The organism is Streptomyces zhaozhouensis (genome assembly GCF_900230195.1).
Classification (GTDB): domain Bacteria; phylum Actinomycetota; class Actinomycetes; order Streptomycetales; family Streptomycetaceae; genus Streptomyces; species Streptomyces zhaozhouensis.
Window position 1 is genome coordinate 452,367 of the sequence record NZ_OCNE01000003.1, and the last position, 21,364, is coordinate 473,730.

General features: G+C 73.2%; 18 protein-coding genes and 1 rRNA gene. 6 read left to right on the plus strand and 13 right to left on the minus strand.

Translation table 11 applies throughout. From position 1 onward, the window contains the following. Nucleotides 1-20: 20 nt before the first annotated feature. Entirely contained in the window at nucleotides 21-665 is a 645-nt protein-coding gene (locus CRP51_RS07885) for an NUDIX domain-containing protein (RefSeq protein WP_097230286.1), read from the minus strand. A 5-nt stretch (nucleotides 666-670) separates the two neighbouring features. Continuing rightward, the gene (gene pyrG, locus CRP51_RS07890; protein WP_439333127.1) at nucleotides 671-2,350 is read right to left on the minus strand and encodes a CTP synthase; all 1,680 of its coding nucleotides are present in this window, start codon (nucleotides 2,348-2,350) and stop codon (nucleotides 671-673) included. A 348-nt stretch (nucleotides 2,351-2,698) separates the two neighbouring features. Here pyrG and CRP51_RS07895 point away from each other — a divergent pair, with 348 nt between their 5' ends. Beyond that, nucleotides 2,699-4,504, plus strand: a complete 1,806-nt coding sequence (locus CRP51_RS07895; protein ID WP_170970462.1) for a glycoside hydrolase family 15 protein — start codon at nucleotides 2,699-2,701, stop codon at nucleotides 4,502-4,504. Nucleotides 4,505-4,581: 77 nt separating this feature from the next. Here CRP51_RS07895 and CRP51_RS07900 read toward each other — a convergent pair whose 3' ends face one another. Then, the gene (locus tag CRP51_RS07900) at nucleotides 4,582-5,514 is read right to left on the minus strand and encodes a glycoside hydrolase family 16 protein (RefSeq protein WP_097230289.1); all 933 of its coding nucleotides are present in this window, start codon (nucleotides 5,512-5,514) and stop codon (nucleotides 4,582-4,584) included. A 150-nt stretch (nucleotides 5,515-5,664) separates the two neighbouring features. Between CRP51_RS07900 and CRP51_RS07905 the strand changes: the two genes are divergently transcribed. Both CRP51_RS07905 and CRP51_RS07910 read left to right on the plus strand, forming a co-directional pair. Next, nucleotides 5,665-6,693 (plus strand): LacI family DNA-binding transcriptional regulator, encoded by a 1,029-nt coding sequence (locus tag CRP51_RS07905; RefSeq protein WP_245880434.1) that lies wholly within the window; start codon nucleotides 5,665-5,667, stop codon nucleotides 6,691-6,693. Nucleotides 6,694-7,034: 341 nt separating this feature from the next. Further along, entirely contained in the window at nucleotides 7,035-8,069 is a 1,035-nt protein-coding gene (locus CRP51_RS07910; protein WP_097230291.1) for a carbon-nitrogen hydrolase family protein, read from the plus strand. Nucleotides 8,070-8,232: 163 nt separating this feature from the next. On the opposite strand, the gene CRP51_RS07915 is transcribed toward CRP51_RS07910, so the two are convergent. From CRP51_RS07915 to CRP51_RS07945, 7 genes are all read right to left on the minus strand, one after another. Further along, nucleotides 8,233-8,712 (minus strand): GNAT family N-acetyltransferase, encoded by a 480-nt coding sequence (locus CRP51_RS07915; protein ID WP_245880435.1) that lies wholly within the window; start codon nucleotides 8,710-8,712, stop codon nucleotides 8,233-8,235. 163 nt (nucleotides 8,713-8,875) lie between these two features. Continuing rightward, nucleotides 8,876-10,000 (minus strand): glycosyltransferase family 4 protein, encoded by a 1,125-nt coding sequence (locus tag CRP51_RS07920; protein WP_097230293.1) that lies wholly within the window; start codon nucleotides 9,998-10,000, stop codon nucleotides 8,876-8,878. 404 nt (nucleotides 10,001-10,404) lie between these two features. Beyond that, nucleotides 10,405-12,192 carry a DNA repair protein RecN gene (gene recN / locus CRP51_RS07925; RefSeq protein ID WP_097230294.1) on the minus strand — a complete coding sequence of 596 codons (1,788 nt, stop codon included), beginning with the start codon at nucleotides 12,190-12,192 and terminating at the stop codon, nucleotides 10,405-10,407. A gap of 41 nt (nucleotides 12,193-12,233) precedes the next feature. Continuing rightward, nucleotides 12,234-13,181, minus strand: a complete 948-nt coding sequence (locus tag CRP51_RS07930) for an NAD kinase (RefSeq protein WP_245880436.1) — start codon at nucleotides 13,179-13,181, stop codon at nucleotides 12,234-12,236. 5 nt (nucleotides 13,182-13,186) lie between these two features. Next, nucleotides 13,187-14,008, minus strand: a complete 822-nt coding sequence (locus tag CRP51_RS07935) for a TlyA family RNA methyltransferase (RefSeq protein WP_097230296.1) — start codon at nucleotides 14,006-14,008, stop codon at nucleotides 13,187-13,189. Nucleotides 14,009-14,016: 8 nt separating this feature from the next. Then, nucleotides 14,017-14,310 carry a hypothetical protein gene (locus CRP51_RS07940; RefSeq protein WP_245880437.1) on the minus strand — a complete coding sequence of 98 codons (294 nt, stop codon included), beginning with the start codon at nucleotides 14,308-14,310 and terminating at the stop codon, nucleotides 14,017-14,019. Nucleotides 14,311-14,474: 164 nt separating this feature from the next. Further along, nucleotides 14,475-15,524 (minus strand): HAD-IIA family hydrolase, encoded by a 1,050-nt coding sequence (locus tag CRP51_RS07945; protein ID WP_097230297.1) that lies wholly within the window; start codon nucleotides 15,522-15,524, stop codon nucleotides 14,475-14,477. A gap of 44 nt (nucleotides 15,525-15,568) precedes the next feature. On the opposite strand from CRP51_RS07945, the gene CRP51_RS07950 reads away from it, so the two are divergent. From CRP51_RS07950 to CRP51_RS07960, 3 genes are read left to right on the plus strand one after another with little or no spacing between them, the layout of a single operon-like run. After that, the gene (locus CRP51_RS07950; RefSeq protein WP_097230298.1) at nucleotides 15,569-16,852 is read left to right on the plus strand and encodes a DUF1015 family protein; all 1,284 of its coding nucleotides are present in this window, start codon (nucleotides 15,569-15,571) and stop codon (nucleotides 16,850-16,852) included. Nucleotides 16,853-16,900: 48 nt separating this feature from the next. After that, nucleotides 16,901-17,485: a GNAT family N-acetyltransferase gene (locus CRP51_RS07955; protein WP_097230299.1), complete on the plus strand. Its 585-nt coding sequence runs from the start codon at nucleotides 16,901-16,903 to the stop codon at nucleotides 17,483-17,485. Further along, on the plus strand, nucleotides 17,482-19,302 hold the full coding sequence (locus CRP51_RS07960) for an IucA/IucC family protein (protein ID WP_097230300.1): 1,821 nt from the start codon (nucleotides 17,482-17,484) through the stop codon (nucleotides 19,300-19,302). Before CRP51_RS07955 ends, CRP51_RS07960 begins: the two co-directional genes overlap by 4 nt. A gap of 9 nt (nucleotides 19,303-19,311) precedes the next feature. Here CRP51_RS07960 and CRP51_RS29925 read toward each other — a convergent pair whose 3' ends face one another. The 3 genes from CRP51_RS29925 to rrf form a co-directional block, all read right to left on the minus strand. Beyond that, nucleotides 19,312-20,028, minus strand: a complete 717-nt coding sequence (locus CRP51_RS29925; protein ID WP_212615850.1) for a tetratricopeptide repeat protein — start codon at nucleotides 20,026-20,028, stop codon at nucleotides 19,312-19,314. Continuing rightward, complete coding sequence (locus tag CRP51_RS29930) at nucleotides 20,007-20,918, minus strand: hypothetical protein (RefSeq protein WP_212615852.1); 912 nt, start codon at nucleotides 20,916-20,918, stop codon at nucleotides 20,007-20,009. The genes CRP51_RS29925 and CRP51_RS29930 overlap by 22 nt, the downstream gene beginning before the upstream one ends. A gap of 160 nt (nucleotides 20,919-21,078) precedes the next feature. After that, nucleotides 21,079-21,195, minus strand: a 5S ribosomal RNA gene (gene rrf / locus CRP51_RS07970). Between the last annotated feature and the right edge of the window lie 169 nt (nucleotides 21,196-21,364).

The window sequence follows — 21,364 nt, forward strand, 5'->3', positions numbered from 1 at the left end:
AGGCGTCGGGTCAGGACACGTCAGGCCGGGAACGGGCGGGCCGGCCAGGGCGCGTCGGCCGGGCGCAGCGCCTGCGGGCCCTCCCCGGCGAGGGCGGCGCCGTAGGCGAGGACGCCCAGCGCCAGGCAGGTGTTGTGCAGCCGCCCGGCCAGCACACCGCGCACCAGGTCGGCGACCGGCACCCTGGCCAGCCGCATGTCGGCCTCCTCGGCGTGCACCTCGTAGCGCTCGCCCTCGGCCTCCGACAGCTGCCGGGCGAGGAAGATCCGCACCGCCTCGTCGCTGCCGCCCGGCGTGGTGTACACGTCGGTCAGCACCCGCCAGTCCTCGGCCTTGACGTGCGCCTCCTCGTACAGCTCGCGCCGCGCGGCGTGCAGCGGGTTCTCCCCCGGCACGTCGAGCAGTCCGGCGGGGATCTCCCACAGCCTGTGCCGCACCGGGTGCCGGTACTGCTCGATCACCACGGCGCGGTCCCGTTCGTCCAGCGCGAGGACCGCGACGGAGCCGGGGTGCACCTGGTAGTCGCGGTGCACCCGGCCGCCGTCGGGGAGCCGCACCTCGTCGGTGCGGACGCTGGTCTTGTTGCCGGTGAACGGGGTCTCGGTCGCGGTGACGGGCCACTGCGTCGGGGAGTCGGCGAGCGGCGCCGAGGACTGGTCGGTCATGCCCCTCAGTCTCCCCCGGCGGCGGACGCCACGTCCGCCCCGGGGGCCTCGCGCCTGGCCCGCACCGCCGCGCCGACCAGCCCGGCGAAGAGCGGGTGCGGCCTGGTGGGCCGGGAGCGCAGCTCCGGGTGGGCCTGCGTGGCGACCAGGTACGGGTGGACCTCGCGCGGGTACTCCACGAACTCCACCAGCTTCCCGTCCGGGGAGGTGCCGGAGAAGACCAGGCCGGCCTTCTTCTCCAGCTCGGAGCGGTAGGAGTTGTTCACCTCGTAGCGGTGCCGGTGGCGCTCCTCGACATACGGCTCGTCCTGGTAGGTCTCGCGGACGATCGAGCCCTCGGCGAGCTTCGCCGGGTAGAGCCCGAGCCGCATGGTGCCGCCGAGGTCGCCCTCGCCGGCGACGATGTCCAGCTGCTCCTCCATCGTGGAGATCACCGGGTGCGCCACGGCCTTGTCGAACTCCGTGGAGTTGGCCTCGGGGATGCCCAGCAGGCTGCGCGCCGCCTCGATCACCACGCACTGGAGGCCGAGACAGAGCCCGAGCAGCGGGATCCGATGCTCCCTGGCGTAGGTGATCGCGGCGATCTTGCCCTCCACGCCGCGCTCGCCGAAGCCGCCGGGGATGCAGACCGCGTCGCAGTCCGAGAGCTGCCGCTCGGCGCCGCCCGGCACCCGGCAGTCCTCGGAGGTGACCCACTTGATGGTGACCCGCGCGTTGTTGGCGAAGCCGCCGGCGCGCAGCGCCTCGGTCACCGACAGATAGGCGTCGGGCAGGTCGATGTACTTGCCGACCAGCGCGACCGTGACCTCGTGCTCCGGGCGGTGCACGCGGCCGAGCAGGTCGTTCCACTGCGTCCAGTCCACGTCGCGGAACGGCAGGTCGAGCCGGCGCACCACGTAGGCGTCCAGCCCGCCGGCGTGCAGCACGGGCGGGATGTCGTAGATCGACTTGGCGTCGATGGCGGCGACCACGGCCGCCTCCTCCACGTCGCACATCAGCGAGATCTTCCGCTTGATGGCGGTGGGCACCTCGCGGTCGGCGCGCAGCACGATGGCGTCCGGCTGGATGCCGATGTTGCGCAGCGCGGCGACCGAGTGCTGGGTCGGCTTGGTCTTCAGCTCGCCGGAGGGGCCGATGTAGGGCAGCAGCGAGATGTGGACGACGAAGACGTTGTCCCGCCCGACCTCGTGCCGCGTCTGGCGGACCGCCTCCAGGAAGGGCAGCGACTCGATGTCGCCGACCGTGCCGCCGACCTCGGTGATCACCACGTCGACGTCGTCGGTGGCCATCCGCCGGATGCGGTGCTTGATCTCGTTGGTGATGTGCGGGATGACCTGCACGGTGTCGCCCAGATACTCGCCGCGCCGCTCCTTGGCGATCACGGTGGAGTAGATCTGGCCGGTGGTGACGTTGGCGCTGCCGTCGAGGTCGACGTCGAGGAAGCGCTCGTAGTGGCCGATGTCCAGGTCGGTCTCGGCGCCGTCGTTGGTGACGAACACCTCGCCGTGCTGGAACGGGTTCATCGTGCCGGGGTCGACGTTGAGGTAGGGGTCCAGCTTCTGCATCGTGACGCGCAGGCCACGCGCCTTGAGGAGGGCACCGAGGCTGGAAGCGGTGAGCCCCTTGCCGAGCGAGGAGGCGACCCCGCCGGTGACGAAGATGAACTTGGTCGTCTTAGTCGTCATGGAACTGGGCGGCATGGCCAAAACGGGGCTCCCGTGGTCGCGAGGCGGATACACGACGGCTCCGCACGGGCTGCTCGCCCGGGGGTGCCGACGGTGAGTGTTCGAAGGTTTTCGGGCCCTCCGGTCCACGGGCTACCAGGGTAACAGCGAAGGTGCGGCACAAAGCACCCAAGCTCAGCCTTTCGACATTTACCGACTAATACGAACAAGAGCACCCGGTCACAGAGAACGGTTTCCACGGTGTCCAGCGGATGTCCTCCGGGCGTCGTATCCTGCCTGGACGCCGGAATGGGCGAGGAAGTTTCCGCACGTCCCACGGGGGGCGGCGCCGTTCGACTGGAGTGGCAAGTGGCCGGGCGCATCGAGGACTACGCACTGGTCGGCGACATGCAGACCGCCGCCCTCATCTGCCGCGACGGATCGGCCGACTGGCTGTGTCTGCCGCGGTTCGACTCCCACGCGGTCTTCGCCGGACTGCTGGGCACCGACGAACACGGCTTCTGGAGAATCGGGCCCGCGCACGGCAGGGACATGCCGCCGCCGCCCGCCAGCCGCCGCCGTTACGTCGGGGACTCACTGATCCTGGAATCCGAGTGGGACACCCCCCGGGGCACCGTGCGGGTGACCGACTTCATGCCGCCGCGCGGCGAGATGGCCCCCCAGATGGTGCGCATCGTCGAGGGCGTCAGCGGCCGGGTGCCGATGCGCTCCGCGCTGCGGATGCGGTTCTCCTACGGCTGGATCGTGCCGTGGGTGCACAAGGTCGACGACCGGACGGTCGCCGTCTCCGGGCCCGACTCGGTCTGGCTGGACACGACCGTCGACACCTACGGCAAGGACCTGACCACCTACGCCGACTTCACGGTCGCCGCCGGGGACCGGGTCGCGTTCACCATCAGCTGGCAGGCCTCGCACAAGGAGCCGCCGCCGGTGGCCGCGCCCGAGGAGGCGCTGGCCGCCACCGAGTCGTTCTGGAGCGACTGGGTCGCCCAGTGCACCTACCACGGCCCCTACCGCGAGGCCGTCGTCCGCTCGTTGATCACCCTCAAGGCGCTGACCTACGCCCCGACCGGCGCGGTCGTCGCCGCCCCCACCACCTCGCTGCCCGAGGAGATCGGCGGCTCGCGGAACTGGGACTACCGGTTCACCTGGCTGCGCGACGCGGCCATGACCCTCTCCTCGCTGCTGCGCACCGGCTACCACGAGGAGGCCAGGGCCTGGCGCGAGTGGCTGCTGCGCGCCGTGGCCGGGGACCCGCAGAACCTCCAGATCATGTACGGCATCGCCGGTGAACGGGAGCTGGCCGAGGCCGAGTTGAGCTGGCTGCCCGGCTACGAGAACTCGCAGCCGGTGCGCGTCGGCAACGGCGCCGCCGGCCAGCTCCAGCTGGACGTCTACGGCGAGGTCACCGAGGCGCTGCACCTGGCCCACATGACGGGGCTGGCCCGCAACGACCACGCCAACCTGCTCCAGCTCAAGCTGATCAACTACCTGGAGAACCACTGGGACGAGCCGGACGAGGGCATCTGGGAGGTCCGGGGCCCGCGTCGGCACTTCGTCCACTCCAAGGTGATGACCTGGGTCGCCGTGGACCGCACGGTCAAGCTGATCGAGTCCGGCGAGGTGGACGGCCCGCTGGAGCGCTGGCGCGACCTGCGGGACGAGATCCACCGCGCGGTCTGCGAACACGGCTACGACGCGGAGCGCAACACGTTCACCCAGTCCTACGGCTCCAAGGAGCTGGACGCCTCGCTGCTGCTGATCCCGCAGATGGGCTTCCTGCCGCCGGACGACAAGCGGGTGATAGGCACCATCGAGGCCATCCAGCGCGAGCTGTCCACGCTCGACGGCTTCATCCTGCGCTACCCGACCGCCGGCGAGGAGGCGGGCGTCGACGGCCTGGAGGGGGACGAGGGCGCGTTCCTCGCCTGCTCGTTCTGGATGGCCGACGACCTCGCGATGATCGGCCGCGTCGACGAGGCCCGCAAGCTCTTCGAGAAGCTGCTGGCCCTGCGCAACGACCTCGGCCTGCTCGCCGAGGAGTGGGACCCGCGCCGGATGCGCCAGGTGGGGAACTTCCCGCAGGCGTTCAGCCATGTGCCGCTGATCGACACCGCGCTGCGCCTGACCGCCTCGGGCGGCTACGTCGGCTGACCTTCGCGGCCGCGCGCCCCGCCTCCCGTTCGTCCGGGGAGGCGGGGCGCCGTCGTTCCTCGGGCGGCGCCTCCGGGTCAGCCGGTCTGCTGGACGGAGACGTAGTCGATCAGGTACGAGTGCCCCGGCTCGGTGGCGGCCGTCGGCGTGGCCTGGCCGGCGACACCGTCGGGGAACGCGCCGCCCATCGCCAGGTTCAGCAGGACGAAGTGCCCGTGGTCGGTGGCGGCGGCCCAGGTCTCGGCGTCCATGTCGGCCGAGCTGACGGAGTGGTACTCGTTCCCGTCCAGGTACCAGCGCAGAAACTCGGTGTCACCGGTGCGGTCGAGTTCGATCGCGTAGGTGTGGAAGTCCGTCTTGCAGCTGTCACACCCGGTCGAGGCGCCGCGCCCCTCGGTCTCGTTGCAGGGACCGCCGGGGTTGACCCCGCAGTGCAGCACGCCCCAGACCTGCGGCAGGCCGTTCACGTTCTCCATGATGTCGAACTCGCCGATGCCCGGCCAGTTCCAGTAGTTGCCCCGGTACTCGCCGCCCAGCGTCCAGAACGCGGGCCAGTAGCCGAGCGCCGCGTCACCGGAGACGTTGGGGAGCTGGAGGCCGGCCTCGATGCGCATCACCCCGCCGTCGGGGGCGGCGAAGTCGGTGCGCTGGGTCTCGATCCGGCCCGAGGTCCAGGTGTCGCCGTCGCGCAGGGCGGTGATCTTGAGGTTGCCCTGCCCGTCGAGGCTGAGGTTCTCGGGGCGGTCGGTGTAGGTCTGACGTTCGCCGGTGCCCCAGTTGGGCGGGCCGCCGTCGTAGCCGGTGCCGGTGTCGATGATCCAGTCGTCACCGGGCGGGCTGCCCGCCGGACCGTCGAAGTCGGAGCGGAAGACCTCGACCAGCGGCGCCGGTCCGGCCTCGCTCTCCTGCGCGCCGGCCTGGGGCAGGGCGACGGTGGCGAGCGCCGCCAACGCGGCACCCACGGCGGCGACGGCCGCCAGCGGCCCACGCCGCATTTTCCTTCTGCTCATGACAATTCACTCTTCCGTGTGGGGGTGGAAGTTCCGTGGGGGGTGGGGAGTTGACGGGCACGAGAACGGTGTGAGAGCGCTCTCATGCCGTGCCACTGCACACTGCCGCCGCTTGCCTGTACCGTCAAGGGGCTACGAGAGACAAGGGATGTGAAGGTGTCCGCTGCCCACCCCACGCTGGAGGCCGTGGCGGCGCACGCCGGGGTCTCCCGGGCGACCGTCTCCCGGGTCGTCAACGGCACCCCGGGGGTCCGACCCGAGCTCCGGGAGAAGGTCAAACGCTCGGTCGCCGAGCTGGGGTACGTGCCCAACAGCGCGGCGCGTTCGCTGGTCACCCGGCGCACCGGGGCGGTGGCCGTGGTGATCGCCGAGCCCGAGACCCGGGTCTTCGCGGACCCGTTCTTCGCGCGTCAACTGCGCGGCATCAGCCGGGAGCTGTCCGCCAACGACCTCCAACTGCTGCTGATGCTGGTCGAGGAGGAGGCGGACTACCAGCGGGTGGGACGCTACCTGGCCGGCGGGCACGTGGACGGCACGCTGATGTTCTCGCTGCACGCCAACGACCCGCTGCGGGGCATCGCCGCCGCCTCCGGGCTGCCGACCGTCTTCGGCGGGCGCCCCTGGTGGCCGGGGTGGGAACAGGACGACTCGCTCGTCTATGTGGACACCGACAACCGCGACGGCGCGCGGCGCGCGGTGCGCCATCTCGCGGAGAGCGGCCACCGGCGGATCGCGGTGATCACCGGGCCGCTGGACCAGACCTCCGCGGTCGACCGGCTCGCCGGCTACCGCGACGCGTTGGGGCTGGCCGAGCCGGACCCCGCGCTCCAGGCGCACGGCGACTTCACGGTGGACGGCGGCGCCCGCGCCATGGCCGAGCTGCTGGACCGCTCCCCCGCGCCCGACGCCGTCTTCGCCGGCAACGACCTGATGGCCACCGGCGCGCTGCGCACGCTGCGCGCCCGGGGCCTGTCCGTGCCCGAGGACGTCGCCGTCGTCGGCTACGACGACCTCGACCCGGCGGCCTGGGCCGACCCACCGCTGACCACGGTGCGGCAGGACATCGTCCGGATGGGCGAGATCATGGCGCGGCTGCTGGTGCGCAGCCTCAACGACGCAGAGGCGCCGGTGAGTTCGGTGGTCATCCCGTCACAGCTGGTGGTGCGCGGCTCGGCGTAGCCCCTTGCCGGGGGGAAGTAGCCCCTTGCCGGGGGGAACGGGTGCGACCACCCGACACCGGGGCGGGGGCCGTTGCCCGGCGCGCGGATCGGTTCGGGGTTGCTCGCGCGGTTCCCCGCGCCCCCCTGGGGTGCGCCGGGCGGCCAGCGGAGCGCGTCGTTGACGGGAACCAGAGGGACGGCCAGGATGGTGGGCGGCGTGCCCCACGCCTAACCTCCTTGGGCCGTTCCCAGCACGGTCTGGCACGGAGGCAAAGGGACTCGATGTCTCGGGGCGCGCACTCGTCGTCCGTTCCGTCTCGGGCGTGGCCGCTGGGGGTCGTTCCGGGGCGTGGAGAGACGATGACAGCCAACCGGAACTTCAAGCGGCGCGTGCGCGCCCGCGCCGCCAAGACCGGCGAGTCCTACACCGCCGCCCTCCGCCATCTGCGCTCGACTCCCGGGCGCGAGCCCGTCGCCGAACGTCGGCGGCTGTTGCTGGCCGTGACCCAGAGCACGCTCCCGTCCTTCGGCGAACGGCCGGACGACGCAACGTCGTTGGCGACCCGCGGGCGCGAGGTACGTGAACTGATGCGCGCGGCGCACCGGAAAGGCGCACGAGTGGTGCACCTTCCCGAGGGCGCGCTCTGCTCCCCCGGCCCGCGCGCCGTCGCGGACACCGACGCTGAGTGGGAGGGCAGCGCGCCAGCGCTTGACCGGGACGCGTGGGACTGGGGGGCGCTCCGCCACGAGCTCGTCAAAACAGCCGCGCTGGCAGGCGAGTTGGGGCTGTGGACGGTGGTCGGCTCGGTGCACCGGCTGACCTTTCCGAACCGGCCGCACAACAGTCTCTACGTCTTCTCCGACCGAGGGCGTGCGGTGACCCGCTACGACGAACGGCTGCTCTCCGCCACCAAGTTGCGGTACCTCTACGCGCCGGGCGCCCTGCCGGTCACCTTCGAGGTGGACGGTGTCCGCTTCGGGCTGCTGCTCGGGATGGAGGCGCACTTCCCCGAGTTGTTCGCGGAGTACGAACGGTTGAACGTGGACTGCGTGCTCTACTCGTCGGCCGGCGGGGGCTCCGGCGGCACCGGGGTGCTGGCCAACGAGGTGAGCGCGCACGCGGCGGCCACCACCCGTTGGGTGAGCCTGGCGCTGCCGGCCGGGCACGCACCGGAGGGCGCGGCCGGCGTGGCGGGGCCGGACGGAAAATGGCTGGTCAGGGGGGAGGCAGACGGCACCGCTTCGTGTGCGGTCGCCCCGCTCGACGACGGCGCGGCACCGTTGGCCGAGGCTCTGACACTCGCACGGCCGTGGCGTCGCCGGGTGCGTGACGGCCTCCACGAGGCATACCGGGTGCACGGAGATCCGCTCAGCGAGGACCGCACCGCGTTCTGACCGTCGGCTCGGGACGCGGGCGCCCCGCCATCAAAGCGGGCCGACAGCCCGCGTCCCCGACCACCCGATTCCCGAGGCGCAGCCGGCGCCCGGTCTGCGGGCACCGGCTCGGGCCCCGGTGCCGACGGCCCCGCGCGCCCGCGGGCGGGCGCGCGGGTCGCGTTCAGGCGGTGGCGAAGTGGACGAGCCCTTCGGACTCGCCCGTCCGGCGCAGTCCGGCCTTCTCCAGCACCCGCAGGGACGCGGGGTTGGCCGGCTCCGCGCTGGCGCGGACCGTGCGCACCCCCGGCAGGGTGAGCGCGTGCGTGACGAGGGCGCGGGCCGCCTCGGTGGCGAGCCCGCGCCCTCGGCGGGACGGCACGACGCCGTAGCCGAGCTCGACGCCGCCGTCCTGCGGCGGCCAGCCGAAGCCGAGGGTGCCGACGACGAGGCCGCTGGCGCGTTCGACGAGCAGGCGGTGGCCGAGCGGGTCGATCACGCCCCGCGCCAGCAGGTCGGCGATCACGCTGTCGCCCTCGGCGGGGAAGTCGTCCGCCCAGTCCGGCGCGCGCGAGGCGGCGGCGACGGCGGCCGGTCCCGAGAGGGACCAGGGGCGCAACAGGAGTCGTTCGGTGGTCAGTTGGGTCGGAACGAGGATGGGCACGAGGGCCTCCGGGTCGGAAGTGGCACCCGGACGCGGCCGCCTCAGCGGGCGGCGGCGGTCCGGGGAAGGGCAGGACGAGGCGCGGCCTGGCGGGCCATATGCATCGACCTCCCGAACTCCCGTGGTCGTCGCTTCCGTCTCCGCGCCTGCGCGGCGCGCGGTGTCAACGACCGGTGACCAGCTCATCATAGACGCTCAGCACCTGGGCGACCGTGGTGTCCTCGGTCGGCCAACGGCGGGCCTGGGCCGGCCCGGCGATGGCCAGGGCGGCGCGCCGGTCCGGGTCGTCCAGCAGCGCGTTGACCGCGGAGCCCAGTGCCGCCGGCTTGCCGGACGGGACCAACACGCCCGCGTCGCCGACGACCTCGGGCACGCCGCCGACGGCCGTCGCCACCAGCGGGACACCGCGCCGCAGCGCGCCGTCGACCAGCGGGGGCCGGCCGGCCCAACGGGCGGGCAGCACCGCCAGGTCCGCGATCGGCAGCAGCTCGACCGGGTCCTCGCCGGGCGCCAGCAGCCGGACCGGCAGCCGCCCGCGTTCGATCCTGCGCGACAACGCCCGGTCGTGGCCGTCCGTGGCGAGGGCGAGCAGCGGCCGGGGCAGCCGGTCGCGCCAGTAGCGGGCGGCGGCCAACAGCAGGTCGAGCCCGCCGTCGCGGCCCGACCTGGCGGCGGCGACCAGCAGCGGGCGGTCCGACGCGCCCAGGTCCGCGCGGAGTTTGGCGCGGTGCGCGTCGGCGATCCGGTCGGCGTGCGCGGAGCGACGCGCCGCCGGGAGCGCGACCGGCGCCAACCGCGCGTCGCGCGCGCCCCGTTGACGCGCCCGATGCACCAGGTCGGAGGTGGCGCCGAGCACCACGGTGGCCGTTCTCGCCACCAGGCGTTCTGAGAGCAGCCGCAGTTGGGCGGTGGGGCCGATGCCGGTCGAGCGGGCGTGCCAGGTGACCACCAGCGGCACGGAGCGGCCGCGCAGCGCGAGGGTGGCCAGCAGTCCGGCGCGTATGCCGTGCGCGTGGACCAGGTCGGCGTCGGCGCAGGCCAGCCGCAGCAACCGCACCGCCGTCAGCGTCGAGTCGACCGGCAGCGGGACGAAGCGGGCCCCGGCCGAGGCGAAGCCGTAGCGGCGCTCCGCCGAGCCGGCGGCGCCCACCGTGACGGCCAGCCCGCGGTCCGCCAACCCGGCCGAGAGCGAACGCACATGGTCCCCGGTGCCCACCCCTCCACCGCCCAGGAGCTGCACCACGTGCAGGGGCACACGGCGGCGCGGGGACGGGGGCGAGCTGCTCACGGCGACCTCTCGTTAACTGGACCTGCGGAAACGACGCCGTCGGGCCTCGTCGCTGCCGCCGGCGGCCGGGCCGCCGACACCGACAGCGTACGTCGTCGCGCACAGCGACCCGGCGTTCGCTGGGAGTGCCAACGGCCTCCAGGATGCCAGTCAACCCCCGTACAGCGGTAGCACCGGCCACTCGCACGGGCTAGGTCCTGTCCGGGCGATCTTCGAGGATCAGCCCGCGGCTCCCCCAGCCTCGCGGCTGGGAGGTGCCCCCATGACGCGGTGCATCGCAAGGCACCGGATCGCAGCTCATACTTGGCCGTATTCGCGCGATTCGGTAACGCAGCGAGGTGCCGTGTATGGCGTCGCGGGCCCGAAGAAGATCGCCCGGACAGCACACCTAGGCGGCGCGGTGGTCAGCGCCCCCGCTCGCGGAGCTGCGCCGCGGCGGTCGCCAGCAGCTCCTCGGCGTGCGCGCGGGCCAGTTCGGAGTCCTCCTGGCCGGCCAGCATCCGGGACAGCTCGCGCACCCGGCCCTCGCCGTGCACCAGACGCACGCCGGAGCTGGTGACGGTGCCGTCGTGGGTCTTCTCCACCACCAGGTGGCGGTCGGCGAACGCGGCGACTTGCGGGAGATGCGTGACGACCACCACCTGCGCGACGTCGGCGAGTTTGGCCAGCCGGCGGCCGACCTCGACCGCGGCCTTGCCGCCGACGCCGGCGTCCACCTCGTCGAAGAGATACGTCGGCACGGGCGCCGCGTCGGCGAAGACGACCTCGACCGCGAGCATCACCCGGGACAGCTCGCCGCCAGAGGCGCCCTTGGCGATGGGGCGGGGCGGCGCGCCGGGATGCGGCGCCAGCAGCAGCTCCACCTCGTCGGCGCCGTGCGGACCGAACCGCACCCGCCGGCCCTGGAGTTCGATCAGGTCGTCCGCCGCGTCGGCGTCGGTTCCCTCGGCCTGCCGCACGGCGACCTGGACCCTGGCGTGCGGCATGGCGAGCTGGGTCAGCTCCTCGGTGACCGCGTCGGCGAAGCGCTTGGCCGCGTCCGTGCGCGCCTCGGTCAGCGCGAGTGCCAGCTCGGTCAACTCCGCGCGCAACCTGTCGCGTTCGGCCGTGAGCTCACCGATGCGGTCGTCGTCGCCTTCGAGTTCGGTGAGGCGGGCGGCGCCCTGCTCGGCCCAGGCGAGCACGGCGTCGAGACCGGCGTCCGGCCCCTGACCGTACTTGCGGACCAGCCCGGCCAGCAGCGCCCTGCGTTCCTCCACGGCCGCCAGCCGCAGCGGGTCGGCCTCCAGCCCGTCGGCGTACCCGGCCAGCTCGCCGGCCGCGTCGGCCAGCAGGATGCCGACCTCGTTGAGCCGTTCCGCCAGCTCGGCCAGCGCCCTGTCGTGCTGGCGCACCGCCTCCAGCGCCCGGCCCGCGCCGCCGACCAGGGTGACCGCGTCCACGCCCTCGGGGTCGGCCGGGTCCCCGGCGAGCGCGCCGTGCGCCAGCGCGGCGGCGGAGGCCAGCGCCTCGACGTGGCCCAGGCGTTCGGCCTCGGCGGCCAGCTCCGCGTCCTCCCCGGCGCGCGGCTCGGCGGCGGCGATCTCGTCCAGGCCGAACCGCAGCAGATCGGCCTCCTGCGCGCGCTCCCGCGCCCTGGTGGTCAGCGTCGTCAGCTCGCCGGCGGTCGCACGCAGCCGGTGGTAGGTGTCCTGGTAGGCGGCGAGCGGGACGGAGACCCCCTCGCCCGCGTAGCGGTCCAGCGCCTCCCGCTGTCTGGCCGGGCGCAGCAGCCCCTGCTGGTCGGTCTGGCCGTGCACGGCGACCAGCTCCTCGCCCAGCTCGGCCAGCAGCCCGTTGGGCACCGAACGCCCGCCGACGTGCGCCCGGGACCGCCCCTCGGCCGAGACGGTGCGGCTGAGCAGCAGCGCCCCCTCGTCGAGCTCGGCTCCGGCCTCCTGCGCGCGGCGCGCGGCGGGGGCGTCGGGCGGCAGCGCCATCCGGCCCTCGACCACGGCGGACGGGGCGCCGACGCGTACGTAACCGGCGTCGGCCCGCCCGCCCAGCAGCAGCCCGAGGCTGGTGACGACCATGGTCTTGCCGGCACCGGTCTCACCCGTCACAGCGGTGAAGCCGGAGGACAGCTCGACCACGGCGTCGTCGATCACGCCGAGGCTCTTGATCCGCATTTCCTCCAACACGGATACGACCATACGAGGTTAACCGGCCCCGTGGCGACGACGGTGCCCGAACATCAGTGCGGAGCGCCTCGCCAGCCGGCGACCGGCAACGCGAACTTCGCCACCAGCCGGTCGGTGAACGGCGCCCGGTGCAGCCGCGCCAGCCGCACCGGCACGGCCCCCCGCCGCACCTCGATCCTGGCGCCCGCCGGCAGGTCCACGCTGCGCCGCCCGTCGCACCAGAGCACGCCGGTCCCCGTGTGCTGCCCCACCTCCACGGCCAGTATCGAATCCGGCGCGGTGACCAGCGGCTTCGCGAAGAGCGCGTGCGCCGAGATCGGCACCATCAGCAGCGCCTCGACCTCGGGCCAGACCACCGGGCCACCGGCCGAGAACGCGTACGCCGTGGACCCCGTCGGGGTGGCGCACACCACGCCGTCCCCACCGAACCCGGAGACCGGCCGCCCGTCCACCTCGATCACCAGCTCCAGCAGGCGTTCCCGCGCGGCCTTCTCGACGGCGGCCTCGTTGAGCGCCCAGTCGGAGTGCAGCAGTTCGCCGTCACCCAGGACGGTGACGTCCAGCGTCATCCGCTCCTCGACCTCGTACCGCCGTCCCACCACCCGCTCCACCAGGTGGTCCAGGTCCTCCCGCTCCGCCTCGGCGAGGAAGCCGACGCGCCCCAGGTTGACGCCGAGCATCGGGACGCCGGAGGCCCGGGCGAACTCCGCGCCGCGCAGCAGCGTCCCGTCGCCGCCGAGCACCACCAGCAGCTCGCAGCCGTCCAGGACCCGGCCGTCGCAGTCCGTCTTGGCGACCCGTTCGACGGCGTCCGGCAGCGGCAGGTCGGCGGCCTCCTCGGCCAGCACCCGCACCCCGACGCCCTGCCCCAGCAGCCCGGCGACGACCCGCTCGGCGCTGCGCACGGCGGCCGGGCGCCCGGTGTGGGCGAGGACGAACACGGTGCGGGGCGGTTCCGCGGACCGCCGCTGGTCGCCCCGCTCGGCTACTTCGCTGGTCACTTCGGTCACCTGGGCCCTTCCGTCACGGCTCGGCGCACGGCGGCCGGGTCCAGGGCGGGTGCCCCGGCGCGCAGCCACAGGAAGTATTCAACATTGCCCGACGGCCCGGGAAGCGGACTCGGGGCCACGCCCACCGCCCCGAGCCCCAGCTCGGCCGCGCGCCGCCCGACGCCGACCACCGCCTCCTCGCGCAGCGCGGCCGAACGCACCACCCCGCCGCTGCCCAGCCGCTCCCGCCCGACCTCGAACTGGGGCTTCACCATCAGCACCAGGTCCGCGTCGGGCGCGGCGCAGCGCACCAGCGCCGGGAGCACCAGCCCCAACGGGATGAACGACAGGTCCCCGACCACGAGGTCGACCGGACGCCCGCCGACGTCCTCCAACGTCAACTCGCGCACATTGGTGCGGTCCCTGACGGTGACCCGCTCGTCCGCCCGCAGCCGCCACGCCAACTGTCCGTATCCCACGTCGACCGCGACCACCCCGGCGGCACCGGCCCGCAGCAGCACGTCGGTGAAGCCGCCGGTCGAGGCCCCCGCGTCCAACGCGACCCGGCCTTCCACGCGCAACCCGAGCGGGGTGAACGCCTCCAGCGCCCCGGCCAGCTTGTGACCGCCCCGGGAGACGTAGTCGGGGTCGTCCACGTCCTCACGGACGACCAGCGCCGCGCTGGTCGCCACCTGCGTCGCCGGCTTGCCCGCGGTGTTGCCGTTGACGGTGACCCGCCCGGCCTCGATCAGGCCACGCGCGTGCTCGCGGGAACGGGCCAGCTTGCGGCGCACCAGTTCCGCGTCGAGCCGGCTGAGCCGTCGCTGTGTCGCTGCCACGGGGGCGTTCAGCTCCTGGGGTGTTCTGGGGCCCGCGGCACCGGCGGGCCGGATGGCTGCTCGTCAAGCGCGGCCAGCGTCCGCCGCAGGCCGTCGTGCACATCCTCGTACACCTCGCGGTGGCCCCCGACACCGAGTTGGTCGACGTCGGCCAACCGCGCCAGCACCGCGTCCACCGGCCCGTGCCCGGTGGCGCTGACCCCCACCCCCAACGGGGCCGGTCCCCCGGCCTCTTCCGCCGGCTCCTCGGCCGCCTGGGAGTCACGGGGCCCGTCGATCTGCTCGCTCTGCGCGGAACACATGCCCCGACGCTACCCGCTCCGGCCGCTCGGGCCCCGACAACGGCACCCCACGGGGCGCACCCCGACAACGCGGCCCACCGCTGCCGCGCCGTCCTCGCCCCCGGCCCGCCACCCGGCAGTCGCGCGGTCCGCGACGGGGCGAGGGGGACCACCCACCGGCGTCGTCACCACCCCAACGCCGCCAACGCCCCCTCCGCGTCCGGCTCCCCGTCCGCCGACCACGCCGCCGCGCACAGCGCCCGCAGCCCGTCGAGCCGGTCCGCGCCGCCGGCACCGTCCGCGGAGCGGACGGCCAGGCGGCCCGACGCGACGCCGGCCCACCACCGCCCGCACCCGAAACCCCCGTCGGCGACCGGCCGCACCTCGGGGTGCGGGGCCAGCAGCCCCCGCAGGTCGTCCGCGACATAGGTCGGGCGGTGCCTCGGCCCGGCGGCCAGCAGCTGGGCCGGGTCGGCGACGCCGGTCAGGACCAGCAGCGAGTCCACACCCCCCGCCCACGCGCCCTCGATGTCCGTGTCCAGCCGGTCGCCGATCACCAACGGCCGCCGCGCGCCCGTCCGGATGATCGTCTCCCGGTGCATCGGCGGCTGCGGCTTCCCGGCCACCACGGGCGCGCGGCGGTGGCCGTTGGCGATCCGCACCACCTCCACCGCGGCCCCGTTCCCCGGCGCGATGCCGCGCCCGCTGGGGATGGTCAGGTCGGTGTTGGAGGCGTACCACGGCAGGCCGCGGTTGACGGCGAGCGCGGCCTCCGTGAGAACGCCCCACGGAAGGTCGGGGCCGCCGTAGCCCTGGACGACGGCGGCCGGTTCCTCCTCCGCCGAGTCCACCGGCGTCAGCCCGCGCTCGACCAGCGCCGTCCGCAGCCCCTCGCCACCGGCGCACAGCACCCGTGCGCCGGCCGGCAGCGCCTCCGCCATCAGCCGGGCGACGGCCTGCGCCGAGGTGACGACCTCCTCGGGCGCGGCCGGCACGCCCAGCGCGGACAGGTGCTCGGCCACGGTCCGGGGCGTGCGCGCCGCGTTGTTGGTGACATACGCGAGCCCCATCCCCGCCTCGCGCGCCTCCGCGAGCGCCGGCACGGCGTGCGGCACCGCGGAGCCCCCCGCGTAGACCACTCCGTCCAGGTCCAACAGCGCCGTGTCGTAGGCCCGGTGCAGCGGCTCGGCGGAGCCGGAGGGGCGCGTCCTGAGGTCGTTCGTCGAGTCAGCCATCGCACGGCATCATCGCGCACGGCCGCGCGGCTTACCATGCCAGGATGCATGTAGCGGGTCTCACCCTCGCCCCGTTCCACGCCGTGCGCTACCAACCCCAGCGCGTGCGCGACCTGGCAGCCGTCACCTCACCCCCCTACGACGTGGTCGTCCAACCCGACGGCCGAAAGCGCCTGGAGACCGCCGAACCCCACAACGTGGTGCGGCTGATCCTCCCGGAGGGCGCCGACCACGCGGCCGCCGCCGCCCGGCTCCGCCACTGGCGCGCCAACGGCGTGCTGACCGCCGACCCACGCCCCGGGCTGTACGTGTACGAACAGCGCACCGACGCGGCCGGCGTGCTGCAACGCGGGCTGCTCGGCACGCTGGCGCTCTCCCCGCCGGCCGCGGGCGTGGTGCTGCCGCACGAGGGGGTGATGGCGGACGTGGTCGAGGAACGGGCGTCGCTGATGCGGGCGACCCACGCCAACCTGGAACCGCTGCTGCTCTCCTACCGGGGCGACCCGGCCGGCCCGGCCGCCCGCGCCGTCGAACGCGCCGCCGGGGGCCGCCCGCTGCTGGACACCGTCACCCCCAACGGCGTGCGCCACCGCGTCTGGCCGGTCCACGACCGGGAGGAACAGGCGGCGATCAATGCGGAGTTGACGCACCACCGGGCGCTGATCGCGGACGGCCACCACCGTTGGGCCACCGCCCTGCGGCTGCACGAAGAGCACGGCGGGCGCGCGCCCTGGGACCGCACCCTGGTGCTGCTGGTGGACACCGCACGCCATCCGCTGCGGGTGCGGGCCATCCACCGGGTGCTGCCCTGGCTGACGCCGGACGCCGCGCTGCGCCGGCTGGACGGCGCGTTCCGCGCCACCCGGGTGCCGGGACCGCTGGAGCACGCGCTGGCGCGGCTGGAGGCCGCCGGGGGCCCGGCGCTGCTGCTGGCCGACGGTGACGCGTTCCAGCTGCTGGACCGGCCGCGCCCCGAGCTGCTGGCGCGCACCGTTCCCCGCGACCGGCCCGCCCGCTGGCGGGAGTTGGACGCGACGGTGCTGCACTCCGCGCTGGTCGACCACCTCTGGCGCCCCGGGCGGCAGCCCGGAGACGGCGGCCGGGTGCGCTATCTCCACGACGCGCCCAGCGCCCTGGCGCAGGCCCGTCAGCTCGGCGGGAGCGCGGTGCTGCTGCGCCCGGTCAGCGAGGCGACGGTGTTCGCACTGGCCGAGGCGGGCGTGGTGATGCCGCAGAAGTCGACCTCGTTCGGGCCCAAGCCGGCGAGCGGTCTGGTGCTGCGCGACCTGGCCGACGAGGCGCCGGACCGGATTGCCGACGAAAGTTAGGTCAGGCTAACCTCACTCCCAGTCCCCCGTTCTGCGACTTGGAGTTCCATGCGCGGTCAGCCCTACACCCGCGACCACCCCGCCCTCGGCACCTTCACCCTGCGGCCGGTCGACCCCGACACCGACTGCCCGCTGCTGCACCGCTGGCTCACCCACCCCAAGGCGGTCTACTGGATGATGACCGAGGCCCGGCTCGAAGACGTCGTCGAGGAGTACCGCACCATCGACGCCGACCCCGGGCGCACCGCCCACCTCGGTCACCACGACGGCACGCCCGCCTTCCTCGTGGAGACCTACGACCCGGCAGGCGACCCCGTCGGCACGACCTACCCGGTACGCGAAGGCGACATCGGGATGCACTTCCTGGTCGCGCCCACCGAAACCCCGCTCCACGGCTTCACCCTGGCCGTGATCGAGACCGTCATGGAACTGCTCTTCGCCGACCCCGCCCACCAGCGGGTCGTCGTCGAGCCCGACGCCGGCAACAAGGCGGTGCACCGGCTCAACGAGGCGGTCGGGTTCCGCCCGGAACGGGAAGTCGAACTCCCCGACAAGACCGGCCTGCTGAGCTTCTGTACCCGCGCACAGCACCGAGCAGCCGTCAGCCAGCGACACCCCGGAGCGGCCCGATGACCCCCACGCCCACCACCCCCGACTCCACCGTCGCCCACCTCGACCCCGAGCACTGGGAACGGGCCACCCGCCTGCTGATACGCAAGGCGATCGCCGAGTTCTCCCACGAACTGCTGCTCGCCCCCAAGGAGCAGCCCGACGGCGACTACGCCCTGCACAGCGACGACGGCTCCGTCGTCTACCGCTTCGCGGCCCGCCGGCTCTCCCTCGACCACTGGCTGGTCGACCCGGCGAGCATCACCAGGGAACGCGCCGGCGAGCGGCTGCCGTTGGACGCCCTCGACCTGATCCTGGAGTTCCGCGCCTCGCTCCAGCTCAGCGACGAGATCCTCCCCGTCTACCTGGAGGAGATCAGCTCCACCCTGGCCAGCGCCGCCTACCGGCTCGCCCACCGCACGCACGACCCGGCCGCCCTCGCCACGACCGACTTCCAGACCGTCGAGGCCGGGATGTTCGAGGGACACCCCTGCTTCGTCGCCAACAACGGCCGCCTCGGCTTCGACTCCGCCGAATACCACGCCTACGCCCCCGAGGCCGGCGCCCCCCTCCACCTCACCTGGCTCGCCGCCCACCGCGACCACGCCACGTTCACCGCCTGCGCCGACCTCGACTACGACACCCTGATCGCCGGCGAACTGAGCGGGTCGGAACGGGCCACGCTCGCCCGGCGGATGGCCGACCTCGGGCTCGACCTGGACGACTACTACCTTCTGCCCACCCACCCCTGGCAGTGGCGGAACAAGATCTCCGTCACCTTCGCCGCCGAGGTCGCCCAGCGCCGTCTCGTCCACCTCGGCGGCAGCGAGGACCGTTACCGCGCGCAGCAGTCGATCCGCACCTTCTTCAACCAGGACCACCCCGAGAAGCACTACGTGAAGACCTCGCTCTCGGTCCTCAACATGGGCTTCGTCCGCGGCCTCTCCGCCCGCTACATGCGCGTCACCCCGGCCATCAACGACTGGCTCCTCGAACTGGTCGACGGGGACGAGGTGTTGCGCCGGTACGGCTTCGGCATCCTCAGGGAGCACGCCGCGATCGGCTACCACCCCCGGCACTACGAGGAGGCCGCGCCGAAGCGCTCCTCCTACCTCAAGATGCTGGCCGCCCTCTGGCGCGAGAGCCCGCTGCCCGCGCTCGCGCCCGGCCAGCGCCTCGCCACCATGGCCTCGTTGCTGCACGCCGACCCCGAGGGCCCCTCGTTCGTCGGCGGGTTGATCCACGAGTCGGGCCTCCCCGCCGAGGAGTGGCTGCGTCGCTATGTCGACGCCTACCTCGTGCCGCTCGTCCACTGCGCCTACGCGCACGACCTGGTGTTCATGCCGCACGGCGAGAACGTGATCCTGGTCCTGGAGAACGGCGTCCCCGTCCGCGTCCTGATGAAGGACCTCGCCGAGGAGATCGGCGTCCTCGACGAGGACCGCGACGTGCCGAAGGACGTCGAGCGCGTCCGCTTCCCCACCCCGAGGGAGGAGCTCTGGCCGCTGTCGATCTTCACCGACGTCTTCGACTGCGTCTTCCGCTTCCTCAACGCGATCCTGGTCAACGACGGCCTCCTCGACGAGGACGCCTTCTGGCGCACCGTCTCGGAGGCCGTCACCGACTACCAGCGCGCGATGCCCGAGCTGGCGGAGAAGTTCGCGCGCTACGACCTCTTCGCCGACGCCTTCCACCGGGTCTGCCTCAACCGTCTCCAGCTGAAGAACAACAAGCAGATGGTCGACATCGAGAACCCCGACGAGGACGAGTCCCATCTGGTCGGCAAACTGGACAACCCGCTGGCCGACCACCGCCCCGTCGAGCGTGGGGAACGGGGCTAGGAACGGGGCTCAGTCCCGGTCCTCCGCCGCCTCCCCGTCCCACTCCGGGTCCAGGGCGTCGACGAACTCGATGCCGTCCAACTCCGCCAGCCGGTCGGAGGCGTTGGTGGTGCCCCCCTGGTCCGCCTCCAGCGCCTTGGCGAACCACTCCCGCGCCTCCGACTCACGGCCGACGGAGAGCAGCGCGTCCGCGTAGGCGTAACGCAGCCTCGCGGTCCACGGGTGCACCGCCGTGGAGGACAGCTCCGAGCTCTGGAGCGTCACCACGGCGGCGTCCGGCTGCCCCAGGTCGCGCCGCGCCCCGGCCGCGACCAGCCGCATCTCCACCTGGCCCGCCCGGTCGAGCCGCTTGACCTCGGGTTCGCCCGCCATCGCCAACGCCCGCTCGGGCCGGCCGATGCCACGCTCGCAGTCCGCCATGATGGGCCACAGATGCGTCGATCCGGTCATGCGCTTGGCCGCGCGGAACTCGTTGAGCGCCTCCGCGTACTTCGCCACGCCATAGGCGGCGAAGCCGGCGGCCTCCCGCACCGCGCCGACCCGCGAGGCCAGCCGCAGCGCGGTCCTGGAGTACGCGTAGGCGCGCTCCGGGTCCTCGTCCAGCAGCCTGGCCACCATCACCAGGTTCTTCGCGACGTCCTCGGCCAGCGTCTTGGGCAGGCTCATCAGCTCCTGCCGCACGGAACGGTCGATCTCCTCGCCCGTCACGTCGTCCGGGATCGGCAACCGGCGCTGCGGCGGACGCCCCGAACGGTCACCCCGGTCACGGTCGTCGCGCCGATACCCGCCGCCACGCGGCCGGTCGTCACGACGGAACTCCCGCCGGCCGTCCCCGCCCTGACGGGGCCCACGGCCCCGATCGTCACGCCGATACCCGCCGCCGCTGCCGCCACGGTCGTCACGCCACGGACGGTCGTCACGGCGGAAACGGTCACGATCCTCACGCGGCCGATCATCCCGCCGAGGAGCCCGATCACGATCATCACGCCTCGGACGATCATCGCGGCGGAAACGATCACGATCCTCACGCGGCCGATCATCCCGCCGAGGAGCCCGATCACGATCACCACGCCTCGGACGATCATCGCGACGGAAACGATCACGATCCTCACGCGGCCGATCATCCCGCCGAGGTCGCTCGTCGCGACGGAACTCCCGCTGACCGTCCCGGAAACGGTCGCCACCGGAACGGTCATCCCGACGGGGACGGTCATCCCGGAAACGGTCCTCCCTGCGGTAACCGCGGTCACCGTCCCGGTCCCGGTTCCCGCCGCGGTCACGATCGCGGTCGCGGTCGTTCCACCTGGGCCGGTCGTCCCTGGGGCGGTCGTCGCGACGGAATCCCCCGCGCTCGCCACCGCCCTGGCGCGGTCGGTCGTCGCGACGGAAGCCGCCGCCGCGTCCGTCCTGCCTCGGACGGTCGTCACGACGGAACTCCCGCCGGCCGTCCCCGCCCTGGCGCGGTCGGTCGTCACGGCGGAAGCCGCCGCCGCGTCCGTCCTGCCTCGGACGGTCGTCACGACGGAACTCCCGCCGCTCGCCGCCGCGCCCTCCCTGGGGCCCGGAACGCGACCGGTCGTCGTCACGGCGCGCTCCGGAGCCACCACCACGCCCACGCGCGTCGCGCTCCGGCCTTTCCGAGGAACGGTCGTCGGAAGAGTCAGACATCGCCGTGACCTCTTTCTTTTCTCTCCATGCGAAAGTGCCAAAAACAAAAAAGGGACCTCTGGTTCCCCAGCCAGTTACGCTGGGGAACCAGAGGTCCCATCAATGATTGTCCGGCGGCGTCCTACTCTCCCACACGGTCCCCCATGCAGTACCATCGGCGCTGAAGAGCTTAGCTTCCGGGTTCGGAATGTAACCGGGCGTTTCCTCTCCGCCATGACCACCGAAACACTAAAAGAAGTGCTCCAAGCGAACAAGCACACTGTTCAGTTTGAAAGCACAACAAGTGCGATGTTTGAATTCACAGTGGACGCGAGCATCTATGGACAAGCCCTCGGCCTATTAGTACCGGTCAACTCCACCTATCACTAGGCTTCCATCTCCGGCCTATCAACCC